The sequence below is a fragment of the Pedobacter jejuensis genome (assembly GCF_003725795.1).
Lineage (GTDB): Bacteria > Bacteroidota > Bacteroidia > Sphingobacteriales > Sphingobacteriaceae > Pedobacter > Pedobacter jejuensis.
Genome location: NZ_RBEE01000034.1, coordinates 15900 through 35606 on the forward strand (window position 1 = coordinate 15900; position 19707 = coordinate 35606).

At 36.1% G+C, this 19707-nt stretch carries 17 protein-coding genes and 1 pseudogene; 9 read left to right on the plus strand and 9 right to left on the minus strand.

Features of this window, described 5'->3' with window-relative positions:
- Positions 1 to 27: 27 nt before the first annotated feature.
- The gene (locus tag D7004_RS21285) at positions 28 to 288 is read right to left on the minus strand and encodes a HigA family addiction module antitoxin (protein WP_167459504.1); all 261 of its coding nucleotides are present in this window, start codon (positions 286 to 288) and stop codon (positions 28 to 30) included.
- A 105-nt stretch (positions 289 to 393) separates the two neighbouring features.
- Complete coding sequence (locus D7004_RS14245; RefSeq protein WP_123206529.1) at positions 394 to 621, minus strand: DUF7695 domain-containing protein; 228 nt, start codon at positions 619 to 621, stop codon at positions 394 to 396.
- Positions 622 to 978: 357 nt separating this feature from the next.
- On the opposite strand from D7004_RS14245, the gene D7004_RS14250 reads away from it, so the two are divergent.
- The 7 genes from D7004_RS14250 (at position 979) to D7004_RS14280 (ending at position 7970) form a co-directional block, all read left to right on the plus strand.
- A complete protein-coding gene (locus tag D7004_RS14250) occupies positions 979 to 1269 on the plus strand; it encodes a plasmid mobilization protein (protein WP_167459505.1) in 291 nt (96 codons plus the stop codon).
- Complete coding sequence (locus D7004_RS14255) at positions 1250 to 2812, plus strand: relaxase/mobilization nuclease domain-containing protein (RefSeq protein WP_123206531.1); 1563 nt, start codon at positions 1250 to 1252, stop codon at positions 2810 to 2812. The genes D7004_RS14250 and D7004_RS14255 overlap by 20 nt, the downstream gene beginning before the upstream one ends.
- Before the next feature lie 354 nt (positions 2813 to 3166).
- Positions 3167 to 3406, plus strand: a complete 240-nt coding sequence (locus D7004_RS14260) for a hypothetical protein (RefSeq protein ID WP_148042808.1) — start codon at positions 3167 to 3169, stop codon at positions 3404 to 3406.
- A gap of 149 nt (positions 3407 to 3555) precedes the next feature.
- A complete protein-coding gene (locus tag D7004_RS14265; protein WP_208646853.1) occupies positions 3556 to 3756 on the plus strand; it encodes a hypothetical protein in 201 nt (66 codons plus the stop codon).
- A gap of 428 nt (positions 3757 to 4184) precedes the next feature.
- Positions 4185 to 4409: a hypothetical protein gene (locus D7004_RS14270; RefSeq protein ID WP_123206533.1), complete on the plus strand. Its 225-nt coding sequence runs from the start codon at positions 4185 to 4187 to the stop codon at positions 4407 to 4409.
- A gap of 125 nt (positions 4410 to 4534) precedes the next feature.
- Positions 4535 to 5296, plus strand: a complete 762-nt coding sequence (locus D7004_RS14275) for a GLPGLI family protein (protein ID WP_123206534.1) — start codon at positions 4535 to 4537, stop codon at positions 5294 to 5296.
- Positions 5297 to 5300: 4 nt separating this feature from the next.
- Positions 5301 to 7970, plus strand: coding sequence for a carboxypeptidase-like regulatory domain-containing protein (locus tag D7004_RS14280; protein WP_148042809.1), 2670 nt, complete (start codon positions 5301 to 5303; stop codon positions 7968 to 7970).
- 450 nt (positions 7971 to 8420) lie between these two features.
- On the opposite strand, the gene D7004_RS14285 is transcribed toward D7004_RS14280, so the two are convergent.
- Positions 8421 to 9458, minus strand: coding sequence for a PDDEXK nuclease domain-containing protein (locus tag D7004_RS14285; protein ID WP_123206536.1), 1038 nt, complete (start codon positions 9456 to 9458; stop codon positions 8421 to 8423).
- 693 nt (positions 9459 to 10151) lie between these two features.
- Here D7004_RS14285 and D7004_RS14290 point away from each other — a divergent pair.
- Complete coding sequence (locus D7004_RS14290) at positions 10152 to 10466, plus strand: sensor histidine kinase (protein WP_244214344.1); 315 nt, start codon at positions 10152 to 10154, stop codon at positions 10464 to 10466.
- Positions 10467 to 11108: 642 nt separating this feature from the next.
- Positions 11109 to 12481 (plus strand): annotated as a pseudogene (locus tag D7004_RS14295) (IS5 family transposase).
- A gap of 56 nt (positions 12482 to 12537) precedes the next feature.
- Here D7004_RS14295 and D7004_RS14300 read toward each other — a convergent pair.
- From D7004_RS14300 to D7004_RS20850, 6 genes are all read right to left on the minus strand, one after another.
- A complete protein-coding gene (locus tag D7004_RS14300) occupies positions 12538 to 14736 on the minus strand; it encodes a hypothetical protein (RefSeq protein ID WP_123206538.1) in 2199 nt (732 codons plus the stop codon).
- A gap of 96 nt (positions 14737 to 14832) precedes the next feature.
- A complete protein-coding gene (locus tag D7004_RS14305; RefSeq protein WP_123206539.1) occupies positions 14833 to 15210 on the minus strand; it encodes a response regulator in 378 nt (125 codons plus the stop codon).
- 720 nt (positions 15211 to 15930) lie between these two features.
- On the minus strand, positions 15931 to 16578 hold the full coding sequence (locus tag D7004_RS14315) for an HAD family hydrolase (protein ID WP_123206541.1): 648 nt from the start codon (positions 16576 to 16578) through the stop codon (positions 15931 to 15933).
- Between the two features lie 145 nt (positions 16579 to 16723).
- Positions 16724 to 17206: a DUF1016 domain-containing protein gene (locus D7004_RS14320; protein ID WP_208646854.1), complete on the minus strand. Its 483-nt coding sequence runs from the start codon at positions 17204 to 17206 to the stop codon at positions 16724 to 16726.
- A 546-nt stretch (positions 17207 to 17752) separates the two neighbouring features.
- Positions 17753 to 18907: a beta/alpha barrel domain-containing protein gene (locus D7004_RS14325; RefSeq protein WP_148042810.1), complete on the minus strand. Its 1155-nt coding sequence runs from the start codon at positions 18905 to 18907 to the stop codon at positions 17753 to 17755.
- 612 nt (positions 18908 to 19519) lie between these two features.
- The coding region (locus tag D7004_RS20850; RefSeq protein WP_208646855.1) for a hypothetical protein at positions 19520 to 19707 on the minus strand (188 nt) is incomplete at its 5' end.

The window sequence follows — 19707 nt, forward strand, 5'->3', positions numbered from 1 at the left end:
ATGGCATAGATATGAACTTCGTTCATGTTATTTTTGAAATTCCATGGAAAGAACTAAAATGCTACACCAATAAACAGACAGGCAGGCAAGGGAACTGAGAACATTGATTACTCTATAATTACGAGTATCATAAGATGATTGTAAAGGGAGCCAAAGCGAGGTAGTTCCACCAAATACAGATTCTATTGTTAAGGCAAGATCAGGAGTAATATCTCTTCTACCATTCAATATATTGGATAACGCTGATCGACTAACACCTAACAATTCGGATGCTCTTGTAAGATCCAAATTTCTATTTTTAATAGTTCACCTGGATGATATAATTTCATTTTCCTTTCTATTATCATGCTAATTTTGTTTGATACATTCTGGATTTATGTATTTCAAAAATGGTTAAAATTTAATCGTAAATGCAGCATCAGCCGAAGGTGATAAGCCACTAGTGCGGGCGGGATTTTCCTTAATTTCTATAATCCTTAAATTGTCTCCACCATCTACAGCCATGGCACCACATGAGCATACCACCATATCATACTGGCCATTACTTGTCAGTACATTTCCGCAGTTAAAACACGCCGCCTGATTTGATTCCAAATCAGGCTTACCGATTAATATCTCCATATATACGAATATACAAATATCCGTATATATTATTTCAGTTGACCTTCAACAAAAAGCCCTATGCCTGGGCTTTTCATTTCGGTCCCGGCTTTACAAAATGCATCCCTTGTTGGGCTGATTTTGAGAAAGCCGGAGATATTTATTATAAAACCCTTGGACGGGGTTTTATAATAAATATCTTAGCGATCGTAAAGAAGCGAGGGGGGGCAGATGTATATACATTTCGTTTCACTACATTATATCCATCGCCATCCCTCGCAAAAAAGCTTAACGCTGCGCTACTTTTTTGGGTTCAAAGCCCAGGACAAAGCGCTTCGCTATTGTCAACGGTCTTTAATCAAAAACAAGTTTTTGAAGATGGAAAAAGAAACCAATATTATCCTTAGGGTGTCCCCAACGGATAAAAAAATCATCCAGGACAAGGCCACCGAAGCAGGCACTTCGGTAAGCGAGTATGCCCGGAAGATGCTGCTTAGTGGCAGCATCATTAAGATCGAAGGGGAAGAAAAAAAGACGCTGAACGGAATTGCCAATAACCTGAACCAACTCACCAGGCATGCCAACGCCACCGGCATTATTCCGTCAGAAGTGACCAGTACTTTGAGAGAACTTATAGAAAAAATACGCTATGCCTACCGCAAACGCTAACACCGGAAACGGATTTTCCAAGGCGATATCCTACGCCCTGCAGGAAGCTAAAAAGTATCCTGAAGAGACACGTGCAAAAGTTCTCGAGCTGAACCAGGTTTACGGCTCGAGCAAGGAAATGGGAAAGCAAATGCGGGAGGTGGCCGATGACCGGAAGACTGCTTTAAAACCAGTGCTGCATGTGCAGATTAATTTTCATCCGGATGAAAAATTAAGCAAGGCACAAGCGGAGCAGGCCATTGACAGTATTTTGAAAGATATCGGAATTGAAAAGGACAACCACCAGTATGTGGTGGTGCAACACAAAGACAAAGCACATGATCATTACCATGTCGTAGCCAACCGGGTAGGAATGGACGGGGAGCTGCTCAATGATCACCGAATTAAAGACCGCCTGCAGGTTGCTTGCGATAAAGTTGAGCAAGAGCAGGGGCTCAGGCCAACACAAGGGAGAACAGTTATGTATGATCAAAGCCAAATAAATGGATTTAGATATGCTACAGCAAAAGAAAAACAGATAAACAAAAAGCAAAAAGAGAATAAGCCAATACGAGACAAAAACCCTAAGATTATGGAGCGGAAAACCGAAATCCGCGACCAGTTGAAAAAAGTGCTATCTAAAAAAGAGATCGATAGCCCTGAAAAATTGAAATCAGAACTAGAAAAAAGAGGTGTTGACATTCAATTTTCCGAGAATAAGAATGGGATATCCGGCATCAGCTTCAGAAAAGACAACATTTCTGTAAAAGGGTCTGCTATAAACTACAAATGGAGCGATTTAAGCAAGGTGCTAGAGGAAAACAATGCTAATAATGAACAATTAAAAAATGTCGCCCCACAACGCGCTAAACCTGTGTTAGCGGAGGATATGGAAAAGCAAAAGGATAAGAACATTTTCAAAGCAGATATCCCGAGCAAAGAAAATTTTGAAATTCTAGACATTGAGACCCCTTCAGCAGAGGTAAAAAAAGAGGGATTACAGCCCACCCCGGAGGAAAAGAAAGAGCATGACTTTATTAAGGATTATAACCCTCGGGTAGAAAGTGCTATGGAGGAGATTAAAAAGGAATTGGAAAAAGGAAATATTGATGTAAAAGTTTCTGCCATTATGGAAAAGCATGGTTTCAAAGAGGGAACAGACCGATTTATTTATTCAAATGGACAAATGAAAACAAGCATTAAAAAAGCCACTTTTGAACGACCTATAAAAGATGTAAAAGAGCAGTTTGCGTGGTTTAAGGACAGCGAAAAGCGATATCATGAGCTGATGCAGCAGGAGCCTAAAAAAATCACGGTATTGGACAAATTAACAGGTCGCGGCAAAGAAAAGGAAAATGCGAATTATAAATTACAGAGGGAGAAAAAGGATGCTGTTAAGCCCGAATTCAAGCCTCAGGTACGTGGAATGGGAAGCCGAGACCTTACCCTTACTTCAAAATTTGAAAACAGAGAATATGAGTATAAACGGCAGCTGCAATTAAAAGAAATGTTTTCGAATAAAAACGAGCAGGAACAGAGTCAAAAAAGGGGATTAAGGAGATAGCGTTCAATATTATGAATAGACTATTCTAAATATGTTTTTAATAAAGTAAGCAAAGCAGCAACTATAGGCATAACCCAGTTTAGTACATCTTTAATTGTAATTTTTTCTTTTTGCGGTTTTTGAATTTGTTTTTTCATTGTGGTTTTTATCTATAAATACTTCGCTAAAAGTATTTCTATCATTTATTTGCCGAAAGGACAGCAAAAAAGATGAAATGATAAACGACAAGAAAAAACCGCCCTTAAAAAGGCGCCTGCGTGCTTCGCCACGCTTAAGCAATTACGGTGAAGACAATATTTGGATTAGCATTCCCCTAAAAACTACATGCCTGCGAAGCAGGAAAAAACTCATAGTATGAAAAAATACACAAAACCTTATGCTGATGGAGGCATATTTGTTTCCCTAGAGGATTTTATTAATCTTCTTGATCAGGCCGAGTATGCCAGCCCATTATACGCTAAACTGGAAGAGATCGTAAAGACTTCTTTTCCCTCTCTTACTGCCCAATTACCAAAAGAACAGGTGGCTTTATTGGTCAAATTAGAGGAAATACAGGAAAAGAACCTGAACCAAAGCAAAAAAGACCAGAACTAGACTAGCTTGGTGTTTTTGACAGTATTTCTTTTTTTTGCTGTTGGACATTCACTAGTTCTATTCTTAGAAAACGACCGTGGCTGTTGCACAACTCCAATAAATATCATTTTTTGCTTTCATAAGTTTACTGAAATTCGTAAATTAAAGGCATGCAAGGCAGAAAGGACTATACCGAAAAGCTGTTCACCAGCTTCCAGTTATCAAGCCGGGTTCCAAAGGAAAACCTGTACCGCAAACTACGCGAAACGCTTGATCTTAGCTTTTTATACAAAGACACAAAAGAACTTTATGGCAAGACCGGCAACCCATCGATTGATCCAGTAGTCTTTTTTAAGCTACTGCTTACCTAGAGAACCTAACTTCTGACCGAAAATTGGTAGAGCATTGCTCCATTCTGGTTTATCCAATCAAATAAGTTTTGCTGTTTTTGATAAAAATTATTTAGGGATACCCTGGAATGGTGAGTTTGCTAACGTTTGAGCATTCTCAAGGAATAATAGGAGGAGTTAGTAATTTAAAATTCGGTTCATTAGATGGAAACTAACCTATCCACAAGATTTTATAAGCTATACGCCAATCTTATTTATTGATTTCTTAAGTTGTATCCTGCATTTGTAGCTTTGTGTCCTGATTTTTTACCATTCTGTCCCGGATTTGTTGTTTTAGCTGGAAGGGAAAGAAAAAGAATTAATATAGTTTTTATATTAGTATTATCATTTACAGGAATCCTTAATAGCAAAAACAAACATATTCAATTTAAATTTAAAACTCCCTTATTATGAAAAAAGTACTATTACTTAGTGCATTGGCAATGATGAATATTGCCACTTTTGCCGGAACAATTGCTAAAACTAACAGCCAATGTACTGCGCATTATTATTTAACCGTGTTTGATGGTGGCAAAGAATACTTAATTGCTACCGAAGTTACCGCCTCGACATGCGCGAATGCGATGGCTGCTGCAAAAGGTACTGCTATAGATATATACAACCAAGCTTTTTAAGTATTTTTTCTTTTCAGAAGTGCATTACTATAAATATGGTAATGCACTTTTTATTTAAACCAAACAGTCATTATAAAAAGATTCTTTTATACTTTAGCTACCAGTAATTTTACAGAAATAATCCTATGAAATTTAATACCCTGCTTATTGCATTTTTTTTCAGTCTCCTAAATATTAGTGTATATGCTCAGATGAAAGGTAAGCTTACCTATAAGCTAACTAGCAATGATGAAAAAATGGGTAGACGTGAGATGGACAAAGTTGTTTTTTTTACGGACAAAGGCTCTGTTGAATTTAACGTAGATAAACGTGCTGAAGATTTGAATCAAGACAATGATGAATCGAAAGGATATCTGGTATTCAAGAACAAAAAGACGGATTTTATTTACAAAAATTTTGCAAAAAAAAGCTTATACTTTAGGGGATTAGTTGGAAAAACCGGTTACTTAACAGCTGATACTTTACTTAATTTTAAGTGGAAAATAACCAAGGAAAAAAGTAAGATCGCCAATTACAACTGCGTTAAAGCTACAACTAAATTCAGAGGGCGAAATTATGTTGCCTGGTATACTGAAGATATTGCATTGCAAAATGGCCCATGGAAATTTTGCGGCTTACCTGGCTTAATTATCAAAGTAGCGGATGATCAGAATATGTTCAGTTATCAACTGACTGGAATTGATTTAAAAGCAAAATTCGACCCTAAAACCGTCGCCATTCCAAGCGTTTATGCAAATGATAAGGCAATAACGTATAAAGAATATATGATTCTTTACAAAAAGAAACTTGAAGCCTTCGCTAAGCTTTCAAAAGTTACCACTTCGGGAAAGGATGGCAGTTATGGCACTGTATCGATAACACTTCCAGCTGAAATGGAAAAATTTTAAAATTTTGTTTATACGCCTTTTCAATTTGGATGTAAAAGCTGCTTTTCTGTCGTTTATAATTAGTATTTGCTTAAATACATCTTTTGCTCAAAACATTAAAATCAATGGTACCGTTAGATCAGGTAGCATCAGTTTGCCTTCTGCAACAATCCAATTAAAGAATGCCGTTGACGGCGATTTACTTTTTTATGGGATAACCGATGATATTGGACGCTATGAAATTGGTGGCTCGCTAGAGCATTCAGAAAAATTAATTCTTATCGCTTCTTATATTGGATTTAAAAACGATACGGTCAAAATAGAGCGAAGTTTATTACTTGAAAAAAACATTTTTAATAAAGATTTTGTACTCACAGAGAATAGTAAGCAACTTGACGAGTTATATGTTAAAGCACCTTCTGCTGTGCAAGTTGATAATGACACCACAAAATATGCCGTAAAACAATTTACCAGTCCTGACGATCGAAGCTTGGAAAGTGTTTTAAAAAAAATGCCCGGCATTGAAGTTGTCAAAGACGGAACATTATTTTTTAAAGGGAGAAAAGTAAGTAAGGTTCTATTGGAAAATGATGATTTAACGGGTGAAAAATATAAGACCATTACAAAAAACCTCAAGCCTGAGTTTGTGGAAGAAGTTCAAGCCCTGGAACATTATATAGAGGACAACTTATTGAAAGGCATTATCAATAGTGACGATGTAGTATTAAATCTAAAGCTTCGGGATAAAAAGGCACTTAAGACTGTAGGAAGTATTGATGCAGCTGCCGGCACTAATGACAGAGCAATGGTTTCTACCAATCTGATAAGCTTGTTGAACAACACTAAGGCTTTTAGTTTTGGTAAATACAGCAATTTAAATAATGATCTAGAAGGTGATATATTAAGTTTAAGCGATGATAACCGCCAGTTATTCAACCCTAATCAGATAATAAAGCATAATCTGGACACTTACAATCCTTTTGATAATATGCTTTACACACCAAATAGAAATCTTCAAGGAAGTACTTCCGCAATAACTAGATTATCCAAAAAGCTAAAAATAAACTATTCTATATATTATGGTTGGAATAAACAATTTGGGTTGACCGAAGTAAAAGAACGTTACTTTCCGCCTAATGAAGTACAGACTGACACTTATGATGATAGGGCTTTAAAGCTTAATAAGCTAAACATAGAGATGGGTACAGATTATTTTGTAAGAGATAATGGTCACTTAAATATTAAATTTACAATTAGAAGTGAACCTGAAACTTTCGATAGTCAGGCATTCACAGTATTTAACAATACAACGGGTGATAGCGTTTTTCAACGGCAAAATGACCGCGACAAAACCCTTTCAGGACAAATAAAATACACTTATAAAGTTGATAAAAATACTGCTTTACTTGCCACTGGCCGGGTTAATATGAATCAAGTAAACCAGGAATATAATGTTTCTTCTTCTTTGTATGCAAAGGAACCCTTATTTGATGGACAAACATCTTTAACCCAACTGGTGAATAATAAGACGGTAAATGTTAAGTTTGAACTGGAAGGATTAAAAAAGATAAATCGAAACTTCTTGCATATAAATATTGGAAATGAGTTAACACATTTTGGTCTGCAGTCTGATTTGAATAATGAAAAAAAGGGGCTATCATTAAGTCCCAATTTCACAAACGATAATACTTTCATATTTAATCAGACCTATTTAAGCTCAAAATATATAATTACCACTGAAGATGAAACTTTCAAAATAATAGGCCTCTTAAGGGCGAGCTTACAAAGCTTAAAAAGTATGGGTAGAGATAGTTCGTATTTTTTTTTAGAGCCTAATTTGAATATTCAGTATAAACCCGACCAGGTACAAAATATATCCTTTAACTATAAGTTTAAGAATAATGTTCCTAATCCATTAGATTATTATACCAGTTTCATTTTAACGGATATTAGAAATTTCAATAGTGGACTGAGTAGATTCTATAATTTTAACACTCATACGGTTAGCTTAAATTATGGATATAATGACTTTTTGAACAGCTTTTTTAACATCAATGCCTCGTTAATCGGTAGCTACAGTAAATATGGATTCCTTTACACCAGTTCGTTTGAAAACACATTAAATTACTCTACCAAACAGCCTTTCAAGGGCCTTAAAAATATTATTTCGAGTATTAATTCAAAAAAATTTTTTCCTGCTCTTGCGCTCAATCTTACTACAACTTACTCACTATCTTTATCAAATTATTACCTGCAATTGGGTAATGCTACACCACAATATTATTCATTAACTAACTTAATAAATGTTAAATTTAACACCGGTTTTAAATGGCCGATTAATTTTGGTGCAGGAGTGGAAATTTTATTAAATAGAACAACTGGAGAGAATAATTTTGCAGCTTCGAATAATGCTTATAAATATACTTTCGATTACCACTACAAAATAAGCAAGAACTTTTATAATGTGCTCTTATATAATTTGTATAATATGAATAAAGCAATGTATAATCTCGTTGATACTGAAATTCAATACAACCCCGACAAAGGCAATTTTAAATACAGTATCCAGGGTAAGAATCTAGCAAATATCAAGGCTTTTTCAACTCGTAATATTAACGAAATTTCTTCAATTACTAATTCATCAACAATATTGGGCCGCTATATCACTTTCAATATTTCAATGAATATTAAGTAGACTTACCATGCAGAATTAAAGTTTTCTATCAATATTGCCGTGTAGAATAGTGTATTTAGCTTGGCAAAGTAAATGGTAATAAAAAGTTATATTTTAGTCCCTTCTATGACTACTTCTGCCTATTTTCTAGATAAAAACATACATTTAAAGCCAGTTTAAGACTGGGAAATCACCATTAATTCTAAGTTATATTTTAGTCCCCACTTTACCTTATAACCATTAACTAATATAAATGACATGCTTAAAATAGCTAAAGGACCACTTAATGCCACGTCTGAAGACGTTAGAATTAAACCTTCGTTTTGTGAGACGTTTTTTTCTTTGCCGTTATTGGTGCAAGTAAACTTACAGCAGAAAGAAAGATATTTAGAAGGGATGAATACTTTCAAACTCATCATTTTTTATTAGTCAAATCTCCGATTACATGTAAGACATATTGTTGTGTTTATATTACTTTTGATAATGTTCTCTTGCGATTGCGATGGCTTTGTTTAATTTTTCACTTAACAGATTTTTATCTGGTAGTTGCGTGTAATATTGCGCTACCTTGATGCTTGAATCTTCAAGCATAAGATATTCTATATGTTCTGTATTTCCTTCGCTGCATAATACCAAACCAATAGGAGATTCTTCGCCTTCTCTCCGTTCATTTTTATTCAGATAACGCAAGTACAATAGCATTTGTCCTTCGTGTTCTGGTTTGAATTTTCCAAGTTTCAGCTCTATGGCAACTAATCTGCGTAATCCTCTATGATAAAATAGAAGGTCGATAAAATAATCTGTTGCATCTATTGTAATTCTTTTTTGACGGTCTAGAAAAGCAAAATCAGTCCCCATTTCTTTTAAAAACGTTTGAAGATTTAAAAGAATTGCGTCCTCTAGATCTTTTTCAGAATAAGTTTCTGATAAACCGATGGCATCTAAAAAATAACTACTTCTAAAAACAACATCCGGCGTTAGAGAATTAGTAGATTTTATCTTATGTAGTTCCTGTTTGATTAGCTCTTCTGGCTTTTTGCTAAGCGATGTGCGTTCAAATAGCATTGAATCGACTTTTTGATCGAGTGTTCTGGTGTCCCAATTCTCAATTCGAGTCATTTCTACATAGAACTGGCGCTTCAATGGGTCTTCGATACTCATTAATGAGCGAAGATGCGTCCAAGTTAATTGTGTACGCACGGCGTACAGAATATCATCTTCGGTAAAAGTGTACGCGGCGCGTACACAGTGTTGAAGTTTAGAAATACTCCATCCTTTGCCAAATTGTTCTGTTAATTTGTCTGATAATTTTTTTACAATCTGTTTCCCGTATTCTGCCCGATCGTTGTACAGTACATCTTCTTTTATCCGCTTGCCTATTTGCCAATGCATTTGACATATTTCAGCATTGATAGTAGTGGCTAGCCGTTGGCGACTGTTGTCTATAATTTGCGAAATATCGCTGTAAAGTACATTCTCATCAGAACTGCTTTCTTTTTGTAATGACATATTTATTAAGTAATTAATGGCATAAAACTCAATAATTTCTCTCTGTAATAAAATCTTCTATTACTGCATGATTATTTTAAATTCGGCAATAGTAGGTTAAAATTTACAGAAAATGGAGAACTAAATTCGATGCTAAATATAAGAACTCTAAATGTCCCAAAATTTTGTTGGCAATCAGTCAACAGCTCGTTGACCTATATTATTTTATTGTCTATTTGCCTGTAGCATTAGTTATTTCATCAGGAACTTTTAGATATCTATAGCAAGTTGCCCAGCTTATATGAAGCCTCTCTACAATCTTTTGCTTCGACTGGCTATCAGCAATGTCATAAAGAATTTTAACCGCTTTAATTTTTGTAATTGTGTTTTGGAACTATCCAGCAGACTTGCCACCTTTTCTTATTCCTGCCCTGGCTGATCTCAGTCCTGCCTTAGTTTTTTACGAAATAATCTTTATTTCAAATTCAGCCTATGAAGCGAAAATGTTGAAAGTAAAGATATTAGTTATTGTATTGGCATTGATGCTGCCATATTGAAGACTTAAAAAGCTTCGTTTTTTGAGACATCATTGCATTGTTCAAATCCACCTTGTTTGTAGGATGTAATTTATAACCTGAGATCTACGATCCCTTGAGTGTTAAATTAGAGTGGATCGACCCCGTCTTACTAGAAATAAATTTGAGGTAATTATTGTTGGTCAATTTTGTAAACAATGCCGTCAAATATGCACCAGGAAACAAGGAAATAAAAGTGAAGATAGAAAAGATTGGTAATACCGCAAAGGTGTCTGTAAGCGATGGCGGTCCCGGGATTGCTCCTGAAAAAATACCCTATTTATTTGATCGGTATTACCGGGTTGACAGCAGTGGGAGCCAATATTCGGGGTTAGGCCTTGGGCTATATATTTGTGCGGAGATCATCAAAAAGCATAATGGCCATATAGGGGTGGACAGTGAGTTAGGTGGAGGAAGCACCTTCTGGTTTGTTATTCCAATAAGCTCTGACTAATGGGAGTATAATATAATTACATTAGAAAGGTATAAATTGCAAAAATAAATCTAAATTATTAATAAACTTTTATCTCATTTATCTTTTACATTGTTAGAGAGTCAATTTTTACGAACGAAATTTTAAAAAAGATTTTCATTTATTGTATGACTTGGGATAAAACGTTATATTAATGGCACAATATCAATTTATCGTATCAATAGGAGCTTCAGCGGGTGGTTTTGAAATTTGACCACTTTTTTCAGCTTCACAGCTTCTTTACTTTAGTTTAAGTACTTGAATAAAGTATTTTCGAGTTGTCGAAAATTTTTCATAGGTAGAAGTAGGAGCTGGCTGGAGAGCCTGCTCCTTATTTTAGTTTTAAAATAAAAACATAGAGCAGATCTAAATAACTAACGTTAGCGCTGTCTTTCCACAGTTTGGCGACCTATTTCTTTCGGTTAGTTAATATATTTCAAGTGTCTGTAATAGTTTGGACTATTATCATTCTATTTTCAGTAATTCTCTGGTATTTAGTCGACCCTTAAAAAGCACATAACTATTTGATTTACAGTTGTTTAAATATATATTTGGCATAATTTTTGCATTAAAATATGCAAGAAATGCTTATTTTCGTTTTAAAACCTTGCAAATTTTTTCGTTATGTTGGCTAAGAAAGTAGTAGATAATGGTCCCAGCTTATTTTATTCGTCTCTGTCAGTTATGCTTAACCAAAAGCACCCTTTGTTTATTCTAGCCAGGCAGGTAAATTGGTCTGTTTTTGAAGAAGCCTTTGCGCCTTTGTATTGTTTAGACAATGGCAGACCAGCCAAACCGATCAGATTAATGGTTGGCCTACTGATTTTGAAACATCTACGTGATGTTTCTGATGAAAATCTGGTAGAACAATGGTCGGAGAATAATTACTACCAATACTTTTGTGGGGAGCTAAACTTTATACCTAAGGTACCCTGTGAGGCATCTGAACTGGTACATTTTCGCAAGCGGATAGGCGAAGAGGGAATTGAGCTTATCTTTAAGGAAAGTATCCGTATCAACGGAAAAGATGCAGAACAAGCACATGTGAGTATCGATACCACCGTTCAGGAAAAAACATTACCTACCCAACAGATGCTAAATTACACCGCAAGATTATTGCTAAATGCCAATCCATCAGCAAGAAAAGTGGTTTAAAACAGCGCCAGAGCTATACTTTTGTTTTAAAGAAACTGAGTATCAACCAGCGCTTCCGCAATCATCCCAAAAACAAGGGCAAGGCCCGCAAAGCGGATAAGAGCGTAAAGACCATTGCGGGCAGAATGGTTCGGGAACTGGAACGGAATTTACCAAAAGGTGATTATGCAGATGAAATTGCCTTATTTAAAAGCATTCTGGCTCAAAAAAAAGCAGATAAGAATAAAATATATTCACTACACGAACCTGATGTAAAGTGTATCTCTAAAGGTAAGGAACATAAGAAATATGAGTTTGGAAACAAGGTTTCTATTATTTACACCCAAGATACCGGTGTAATTGTAGGGGCAATGGGTTTTAGGAATGAATACGATGGGCATACTCTGGAACCTGTCCTGGAACAACATGAAAAACTAACCGGTAAGCTAGCGAAAAGTGCTACCGTAGATAGAGGCTACCAGGGTAAAGCTAAAGTAGGGGAAACAGAAATAGTTATACCCAAACCATTCAACAACAAAAGATTAAGTAAATACAAGCAAACAAAGCTTCGAAAAGGCTTTAAGCGAAGAGCAGCAATTGAACCGGTGTTCGCCCATTTAAAATCAGACCATCGCTTAGGACGTAACTTTTATAAAGGAATAACTGGAGATAACATCAACATTCTGCTGGCAGCTACAGCTTTCAATTTCAAAAGAATGTATAATAAATACAAAACATCCCTTTTGGGCTTTTTATCCGACTGCTTTAAGAGCATAATACTGATGACAAATAAATTGCTTGCAGCGATAAATAGTTCAAAAATTCAAAATCAAAAAATATTTAATCTACAATGGGCTTTTTAAGGCTCGACTATTTAGGTATTCAACGTTCATTTTACTATCAACGCTAATGAAGATTACTATTTAGCCCAGCTGATGCGGACAGTATCATTCCCCATGATAAAGGCTTCCAGATCTTGAGGCCTGTCCTTTGCAGCCTGTAGCTTCACCGCAGGCGATAAAACTGTAAATTTTAATTTCATCGGCTTTTCCGAATTATCCACAGGCGTTATCCTGAGCCTGTATACCAATTTGGGGTCTCCCTGAAGCCTAAAACTGATTCCCTCTTTACTTTTTCTAATGGCTGTAATAGGGCAATCTGTAAAGAACAGGAAAAATTCTTGTTCCAATCTGATAAAATGCCTTGGCAGGATCCCGAATGCATTTCCAGCACCATAAACTTCCTGGCCAACTGCTCCGCTTTGTTCTGTACCATCATGAATATCTTCCAGGGCAATCCAAAGGTTGCGGTTTACTTCCCCAGTTTTCACCTCGTTAGATATCATTTCTTTATTAAGCATTGGGGGATAGTAATATGGTGCACGCTCAACCAGATATCGGATATACTCACTACAAAGCAGTCTGACGCTAGGAAGGATTTCCATATCTTCTGCATGATTAAGATAGTCATGAAAGGCGCAGAACACTTCCTGCTCCTCATATGCAGCGGTATATGGTGCATCGCTCAATGGAAATAGCGCAAAAAAAGTAGGAATACTTTTTCCAAAACCATAATTGCAGTCCCATAACTGGACATTTTCGAAAATGGAGGCGAGGCATCTGTAGCTGAGGTCGAGGTAAAGTTTGTTGCCTGTAATCTTGGATAGACGAAGTAGTGCGCCTGCACCGAAGGCCGTATTGTTGGCCTGGTACATAATCTTATAGCCCACCTTACCTAGTTTTTTGGCTGCTGTCTCAGCTTCTTTTAAATATTTTTCGGCCCCCGTCAGCTCATAGGCCTGAAGCATAACATGAGCATAAAGCCCTGCCACATCCTGCTCACCGCCTTCACCTTCCTTAGTTTCAGCCTTGATAACTTCCAGGGTATCCATTTTATAAAATACTGGCCATTGGTATTTAAATTTACGTGCGACTTTTATAGCATATCCAATCGAGTCCAGAAACAGTTTTTCAGCTTCCTTATCTCCCTTAAGGGCAAGCCTAGAAAGGTTGAGGAGCGGATGGTGCAGGTACCAGGAATCCATTACCATTGGCATTTTTTGCTCTTCTTCGCCCTTCAATTTATCTTCTGCTGCCGGATGCCACCGAACAAGGGTTTTTAGTTTTTCATCATAAAAAGGGGCGAGTCCTTTTTTGATGGTTTCCATGACTTTCACCCTTTTGCCGCTCCATTCAACGTAATCTACAAGCGGAAGCAGAACTGCAAGCTGTACCATAATTTCCGGCGGTGTTTCGTAGTCGCTGACATAAGCATTCAGGTAGCTGTTTCCGCCCACCATTGACCAGCAGCCTGGATTTTCAACCAGATCCTTCAAACCTTTTTCCAGGATTTCCGGCCAGTGGAGGTAATGGGTATCTGGCCGAGGGATCCGGAGGTAAATACTGCTCAACATATTGAGATAGTCCACAGCTTGATCAGCCATCTTCGTATCTCCTATTTTAAAAGCAACTGTTGCATCCGATAAAGTAACTGCTTTTCCGCTCTCAAGCGGAGTTTCCTTTGACTTGGGAAGTGCAAGTCCAATTTCGGGAAGCAATCCCCCAACTGTTCCGCCGAGTGAAGTTCCGGTCTGGTCGGCATAATTAGAAAGTTCGGTAAGATTCTGAAAATAAAGTACCCTCAGCGCTCTGTCAGGAAGGGAAAAATATAAAAGCCCTGTTCGTGTTCCAACCTGGCTTACATGAACCTCGCCCAATGATTTTATTGTACTGCTTATTTCTCCAGTTGTTAGGATGTCCCTCGGCCAGAAAGGGATATAAAGATCGGATGCTGGTGTTAATATACATGAATATTTAAGGAAGACGAACTCCGTTTGATCGAAAGAAATTTTTAGGTTAAATGTGCCAATAGCACATATAATTCGAATGGAAACCTGATTGCCTTTTTTATTTGTGATAGGAACTTTTTCGATACCTCCAGGTACATAGCAAGCCCTGAAGTACACCGGCTCAGCATTCTCCCGTGTAGCTGATATCAAGACAGAATCTATTGTACTTAAAACATCGAAATGTAGATCTTTAAGCTTTTGAGAATAGAGTTCGGAGCTATTTTTGAACTGGGATATGGCGGTAATTGCCCACGGCGATAATCCTTTCATAACCGTTAGTTATTATATGTATTTTAACCGAAATTTTTGTTGCATTTATCTGAATTTGATGACTACAATAGTTCCTCACCAATGTTTAATTTGAAATTAATTGTTGATATTACCCTGTCGGACTATTTGGGAAACTTTGGCAATGAACAGGTTAATATCAAAGGGTTTACTAATGAAATCGTCCGCTTCGCACTTTTTCCTGATCTCCAGGAGGTTGGAGTGCGCTGACATCATCAATACTGGTATATGACCCGTGCGGTAGTCAGACTTAATTTCACAGCAGAGGTCAATACCATTTCCATCAGGAAGCATAACATCCAGTATCACCATATCAGGCCTGCGTTGGAAAATCTCCTTTCGAAAACTTCCTGCATCTTTGCATAGATGTACCTCATACTGTTCTTCATTTAGCAGAATTCCTATAATCTCTCTTATATCCGTGTTGTCTTCAACAACTAAAATGTTCTTTTCCATTTCTTAACTTAAGGGGTGATATTATAAAAACCCATATCTCCTATTAAAAGTTTAAAATAGTTGAATGTTCGTTTAATGGTAATATTGAGTGGTTGAAGATTTATGCTTTCAACCGATTGCTGAAATATCAAGAAGACGTGTCATTGGTCTCAAAAGAGGCAATTAATTGCATGTTTCTTTTAGCAAGTGTATGAATAATTTTTGCGAACCTGTTTTTTTTAGTAGAATCCGAACATTTAATCATTGATTCTGATAACATTCCAATTACTCCAAGGGATCCTAACAACTCATGTTTTAGTTTGTCTGTAGGAGAAAATTTGAGTGAAGTGTGATTTTGCATATCATTTCCCGTTAATTTTAAAGTAACAATTAAAACATCTGATTGTTTAGCTGTGGAGCGATAGAAAATATACAATTAAATTAATGCATAATTGAAGTTTGCAACTAAAGATTGCTCCATAGGCAGGATCACATTAGGAAGAAGAAATGATTATGTTCTTAGAAAAAAGGCTGGGCTTAAGATTAATTAAAGATTTCTATCTAGATGCTTAACTACTCCAGTGAGTTCTATTAAATTTATTAATACAATTAGTTTATTAGAAAAAATTTAGCTTAAATAAAGCTGCTCAAATTTTAAAACATTGCATTTTTTGCCACCTTGATCGCTTTGAGGCACTTTGCTGAGAATTGTTAATAAATACCCTAAATTTTAAACTCCAGTCATATATTTAATGTTAACCAATTATTAAAAGCGCTGACATCTTCAAATAACATATCAGGGTATAGTTTTTTTAATTTTTCAGGCTCTGCTGTTTCCGCCCATGCTGCTGCCACTACCCGGATTCCAACTTCTCTGCTTGCATTTATATCACTTGGCGCGTCACCAACATATATGACTTCTTGTTTAGGTATATGTTTAAAAAGGTCTAATATACTATTCATGCCTTCTGCTTTTCGTGGACCTGTTGATATCCCTGTTTCGATAGCTTGGAAATATTTAGCAATTCCAAATTGTTCTAATGAGATATTTGTACTGTGCAAGCCCTTGCCTGTTACCATGGCGACTATTACTGATTTTTCTTTTAAAGTAACCAATAAACCCTCAATGCCATCAAAGGTGACTGGACACATTGCGTGAAGCTTTTTGTAAAATTTCAAATAATTAGAAACCCCTTCTTCGTAACGCATCGGTGCCAATGCCATAATAGTTCCTTCTTCTGATGGACCAAAGGTGCTAATGATTTCCTCATCAGATAAGGAACGATTTATAAGTGGTTCAATAGATTTCCTGAAGGCTGTAATGCATAATGGTAATGTATTGGCTAAAGTACCATCGAGATCAAATATAACTAACTTAATTTTTGTCATTTGTAAATTATTTAAAACTAATCAAAGAGCTGTATTTACTATTAGATTTCCGGTATCGCCAACAGCCATAGTGTTCGACCTGGTTTATCCGGTAATAGCAATATCGGTGCGCCTTTAACGGATCTCTTATCATTAGTTGAGAATTTTACTCTAATTTTTTAAGTTCCTCCTCAATTTCTTCAATACTAGGCAAATTCGATTTTAAATTATCTGGCAATATTTCGGTCAATTCAAATTCGCTTACGCCGATTGGCTTGTTAATGTCCCTTAATGCAAACTCTGTTTCAAAGTTATTTTTATCCCTACATAACAAAATTCCAATAGTAGGTTTGTCATCGTCTTGTGTAACTAAAGTATCCACAGCTGATAAATAGAAGTTCAATTTATCTGCATATTCGGGTATGAATTTTGTATTTTTTAATTCTATTACAACATAACATTTCAATTTTGTGTGATAGAAAAGTAAATCTAAATAATAATCTGTTTCGCCAACTTCTAAATGGTATTGCTGACCAACAAATGCAAACCCCTTACCTAATTCCAATAAGAATTTGGTTATATGCGTAATTAATTGTCTCTCTATATCTTTTTCTTGAAGGTCGGTATTATTGAAGACGGCAACGAACAAAGAATTAAATTCTATGCCAAGTTAGATACTTCATGCTTTAAAATTGGTGACATTGTTCATTTCGAGATTAATCTGTCCCAGAATGGCCTGCATGCAATTAATGTAGTAAACATAATCGAGATAAACGGCATAAAGGTTAATTTGAGTTAAACCAACCTCATTCCGGATGGTTCACCTTCAATTTTAAATCCTCAATTAGTTCGTTTTTTGAGATATTTTTCTCTTTGCCGTATTTGGTGCAAGTAACTTACAGTTGAAAGAAAGACATAAGTAGGGGAGGAACACTTTCCTTTATCGGATTTAAGATGTTAAAATCAAAATTATCTATTTACAATATATTGGATTGGAATATAGGGAGGTAAGATTAATTTATATTGAGTTAAAATTGATGATAAAAAAGCAACACTTTCCCGTTATTATGCCAGTGGCACCGAGTCATGAGTGAACCAGGGGCAATTGGATGTGAGGAAGATGCAGTTAAAGGAAGCCATTTGATGCACAAAACTTAACAAAGACAATTTCAGGATCTTTAGGGGAAATAGCCATTCATTGATTTCGTTGCTGGAATGCTTTTTGAATGCATTGAAGGTCTATATAAAGAGCATAATTTGTTTTGCAATCGAATTTATTTAGAGTTGAGGAGAACTGTAAATTTTTAAATCGTTTGGCTACAATACCAAAGTATCTAATTGTTTCTTTTGCTGCATTCACAGATTTTAGAAAACTTTCTTCAATGTCTGTTAGAACCTTTAGTCTACCATGGACTGCACTGCAAAGCTTTTCCTCAATATTTATAAAATCAATTCTTAAATCTCTTAACCATACGTTTTCAAAAATAGCCTCTAACTGATGTTTATCTGGTGATCTCAGCGAGATGCCGATCGGTTTGTCCCTTGTTATTGCCTTCAGTTTCTCCAGAAAGTAAATTAACCTGTCCAGATTTAAAATGCTGTCGTCCTTAAAAAGATCTTTTAAGGGAATTTCTATCTCGATCATTTTGATGTAGGAACGGGATAAGGTTTTTATAAAAACTTTGTCATCAAGGGCATCCTCCATGTTATTATATCCAGTGAAATCCTTTTCTCTAAGCCGCCAGATCAGATCAGCGCCACCCCTTAATAATCCTGAGGTTAGTCCTGGTTCTCCGGTATTGACGGCGCATCCAAGTTCTCTTGCGGCTGCTGAAAGGATGAACGAATAATGATTGGTGTTTTTACCAAAATCAATTGATCCGATATTGAGCAAATTCACAATGTAACCGTTTTTTTCTGAAGACCTGCCAATATCTGAGCTTAGCCTATTCGTTTCTATCTTTGTTTTTTTGATCCCCAGTCTAAGGCATTCGTAACCCTTGCGCAGTGGAGAACGCAGATTGTTGGCTATAGATTGCGTAGTTCCCCCAACTGCTCTTTTAAATACGGTATTTTTCTGATCTTCAATCCACGGCAGGGTCGGGGAAAAGAAATAAGAAACACATCTCTTAACGGAGCGGATAGCAAATTTTCGGATATTTAGAAGTAAAATCTTGAAAAACCTTAATATGTATTGTCCTTTGTAAAAAAATGCAAGCATAATGGCGAATACCAAGAATGACACCTCAGGAACAAAGAACAATAAAAATATAAATACAGTAAACGATATGGGCAAATAATAAAAATTACGCACCATGCAAGCCATTGGCTTGAATTTTGGAAAAATCATGAATCAGCAATAAGATAAAACCTTGGACACTTCAATCGCCCCTAAACTTTATTTAGTTCGGGGCTGAGCCAAGAAAGTCTTTGCTGGTTTTAAGAAAGCAGTATCGTAAAACTGCCGAAGAAAAAAAAGAAGAATATAGTACACTGCTATTGTTGAAGATAATTATCCTCAATAACAACTGTTTGACCCGAATGAAAACCTCTTTTTTTCCATAGAATCTACTAATGTCGTATTTCTATCGGAAATGTTTTTTTTACAAGTAACATTTTGCCTTAAGATGTTATTCATGAGCCTGAACCTGAACCACTCACCAATTTAAAAAGTTATAAACGAATATTATTGCAACATAGGATCAGCATTCAATATATGCAGATTTTGATTAACCTGCTTATCCGTCAAACAAAGAACATTGCTACTAACTCATTATTGTTGCTCTTTTTCAAACAAGGGTTCTGGAGCATTTCTATTCTTCCAAAGCGCAATTTAATTAACTGTTTATGCCTACAAGGCTAATCAATTTGAGCTGCTAATAAAATCTAACCCGACAAGGATATCTGGAACTGAACTGATTTTCATCTAGGATTAGACTGATAAACTGGTGCTCTCAAAGCATTAGTTTAACTTTCGTTTTTTCACACTATTACATCCAAAAAAGTCTTTTGTCTGGATAAACCGCTTCAAATTGACCCCTCTTCGCCAATCTAAAAAGTTCCCCTTAGCCGAGTTAATTTGATAAGGTTCGCCAAAGGAAAAAGACCCCTTTGCGCCAATCCAAATTGACCCCCTGAACTTCTCAGTAT

Coding starts and splice junctions, on each gene's coding strand:
- D7004_RS14245 (WP_123206529.1), bottom strand. CDS start 621: ATGGAGATATTAATCGGTAAGCCTGATTTGGAATCAAATCAGGCGGCG.
- D7004_RS14250 (WP_167459505.1), top strand. CDS start 979: ATGGAAAAAGAAACCAATATTATCCTTAGGGTGTCCCCAACGGATAAA.
- D7004_RS14255 (WP_123206531.1), top strand. CDS start 1,250: ATGCCTACCGCAAACGCTAACACCGGAAACGGATTTTCCAAGGCGATA.
- D7004_RS14260 (WP_148042808.1), top strand. CDS start 3,167: ATGAAAAAATACACAAAACCTTATGCTGATGGAGGCATATTTGTTTCC.
- D7004_RS14265 (WP_208646853.1), top strand. CDS start 3,556: ATGCAAGGCAGAAAGGACTATACCGAAAAGCTGTTCACCAGCTTCCAG.
- D7004_RS14270 (WP_123206533.1), top strand. CDS start 4,185: ATGAAAAAAGTACTATTACTTAGTGCATTGGCAATGATGAATATTGCC.
- D7004_RS14275 (WP_123206534.1), top strand. CDS start 4,535: ATGAAATTTAATACCCTGCTTATTGCATTTTTTTTCAGTCTCCTAAAT.
- D7004_RS14285 (WP_123206536.1), bottom strand. CDS start 9,458: ATGTCATTACAAAAAGAAAGCAGTTCTGATGAGAATGTACTTTACAGC.
- D7004_RS14300 (WP_123206538.1), bottom strand. CDS start 14,736: ATGAAAGGATTATCGCCGTGGGCAATTACCGCCATATCCCAGTTCAAA.
- D7004_RS14305 (WP_123206539.1), bottom strand. CDS start 15,210: ATGGAAAAGAACATTTTAGTTGTTGAAGACAACACGGATATAAGAGAG.
- D7004_RS14315 (WP_123206541.1), bottom strand. CDS start 16,578: ATGACAAAAATTAAGTTAGTTATATTTGATCTCGATGGTACTTTAGCC.
- D7004_RS14325 (WP_148042810.1), bottom strand. CDS start 18,907: ATGATTTTTCCAAAATTCAAGCCAATGGCTTGCATGGTGCGTAATTTT.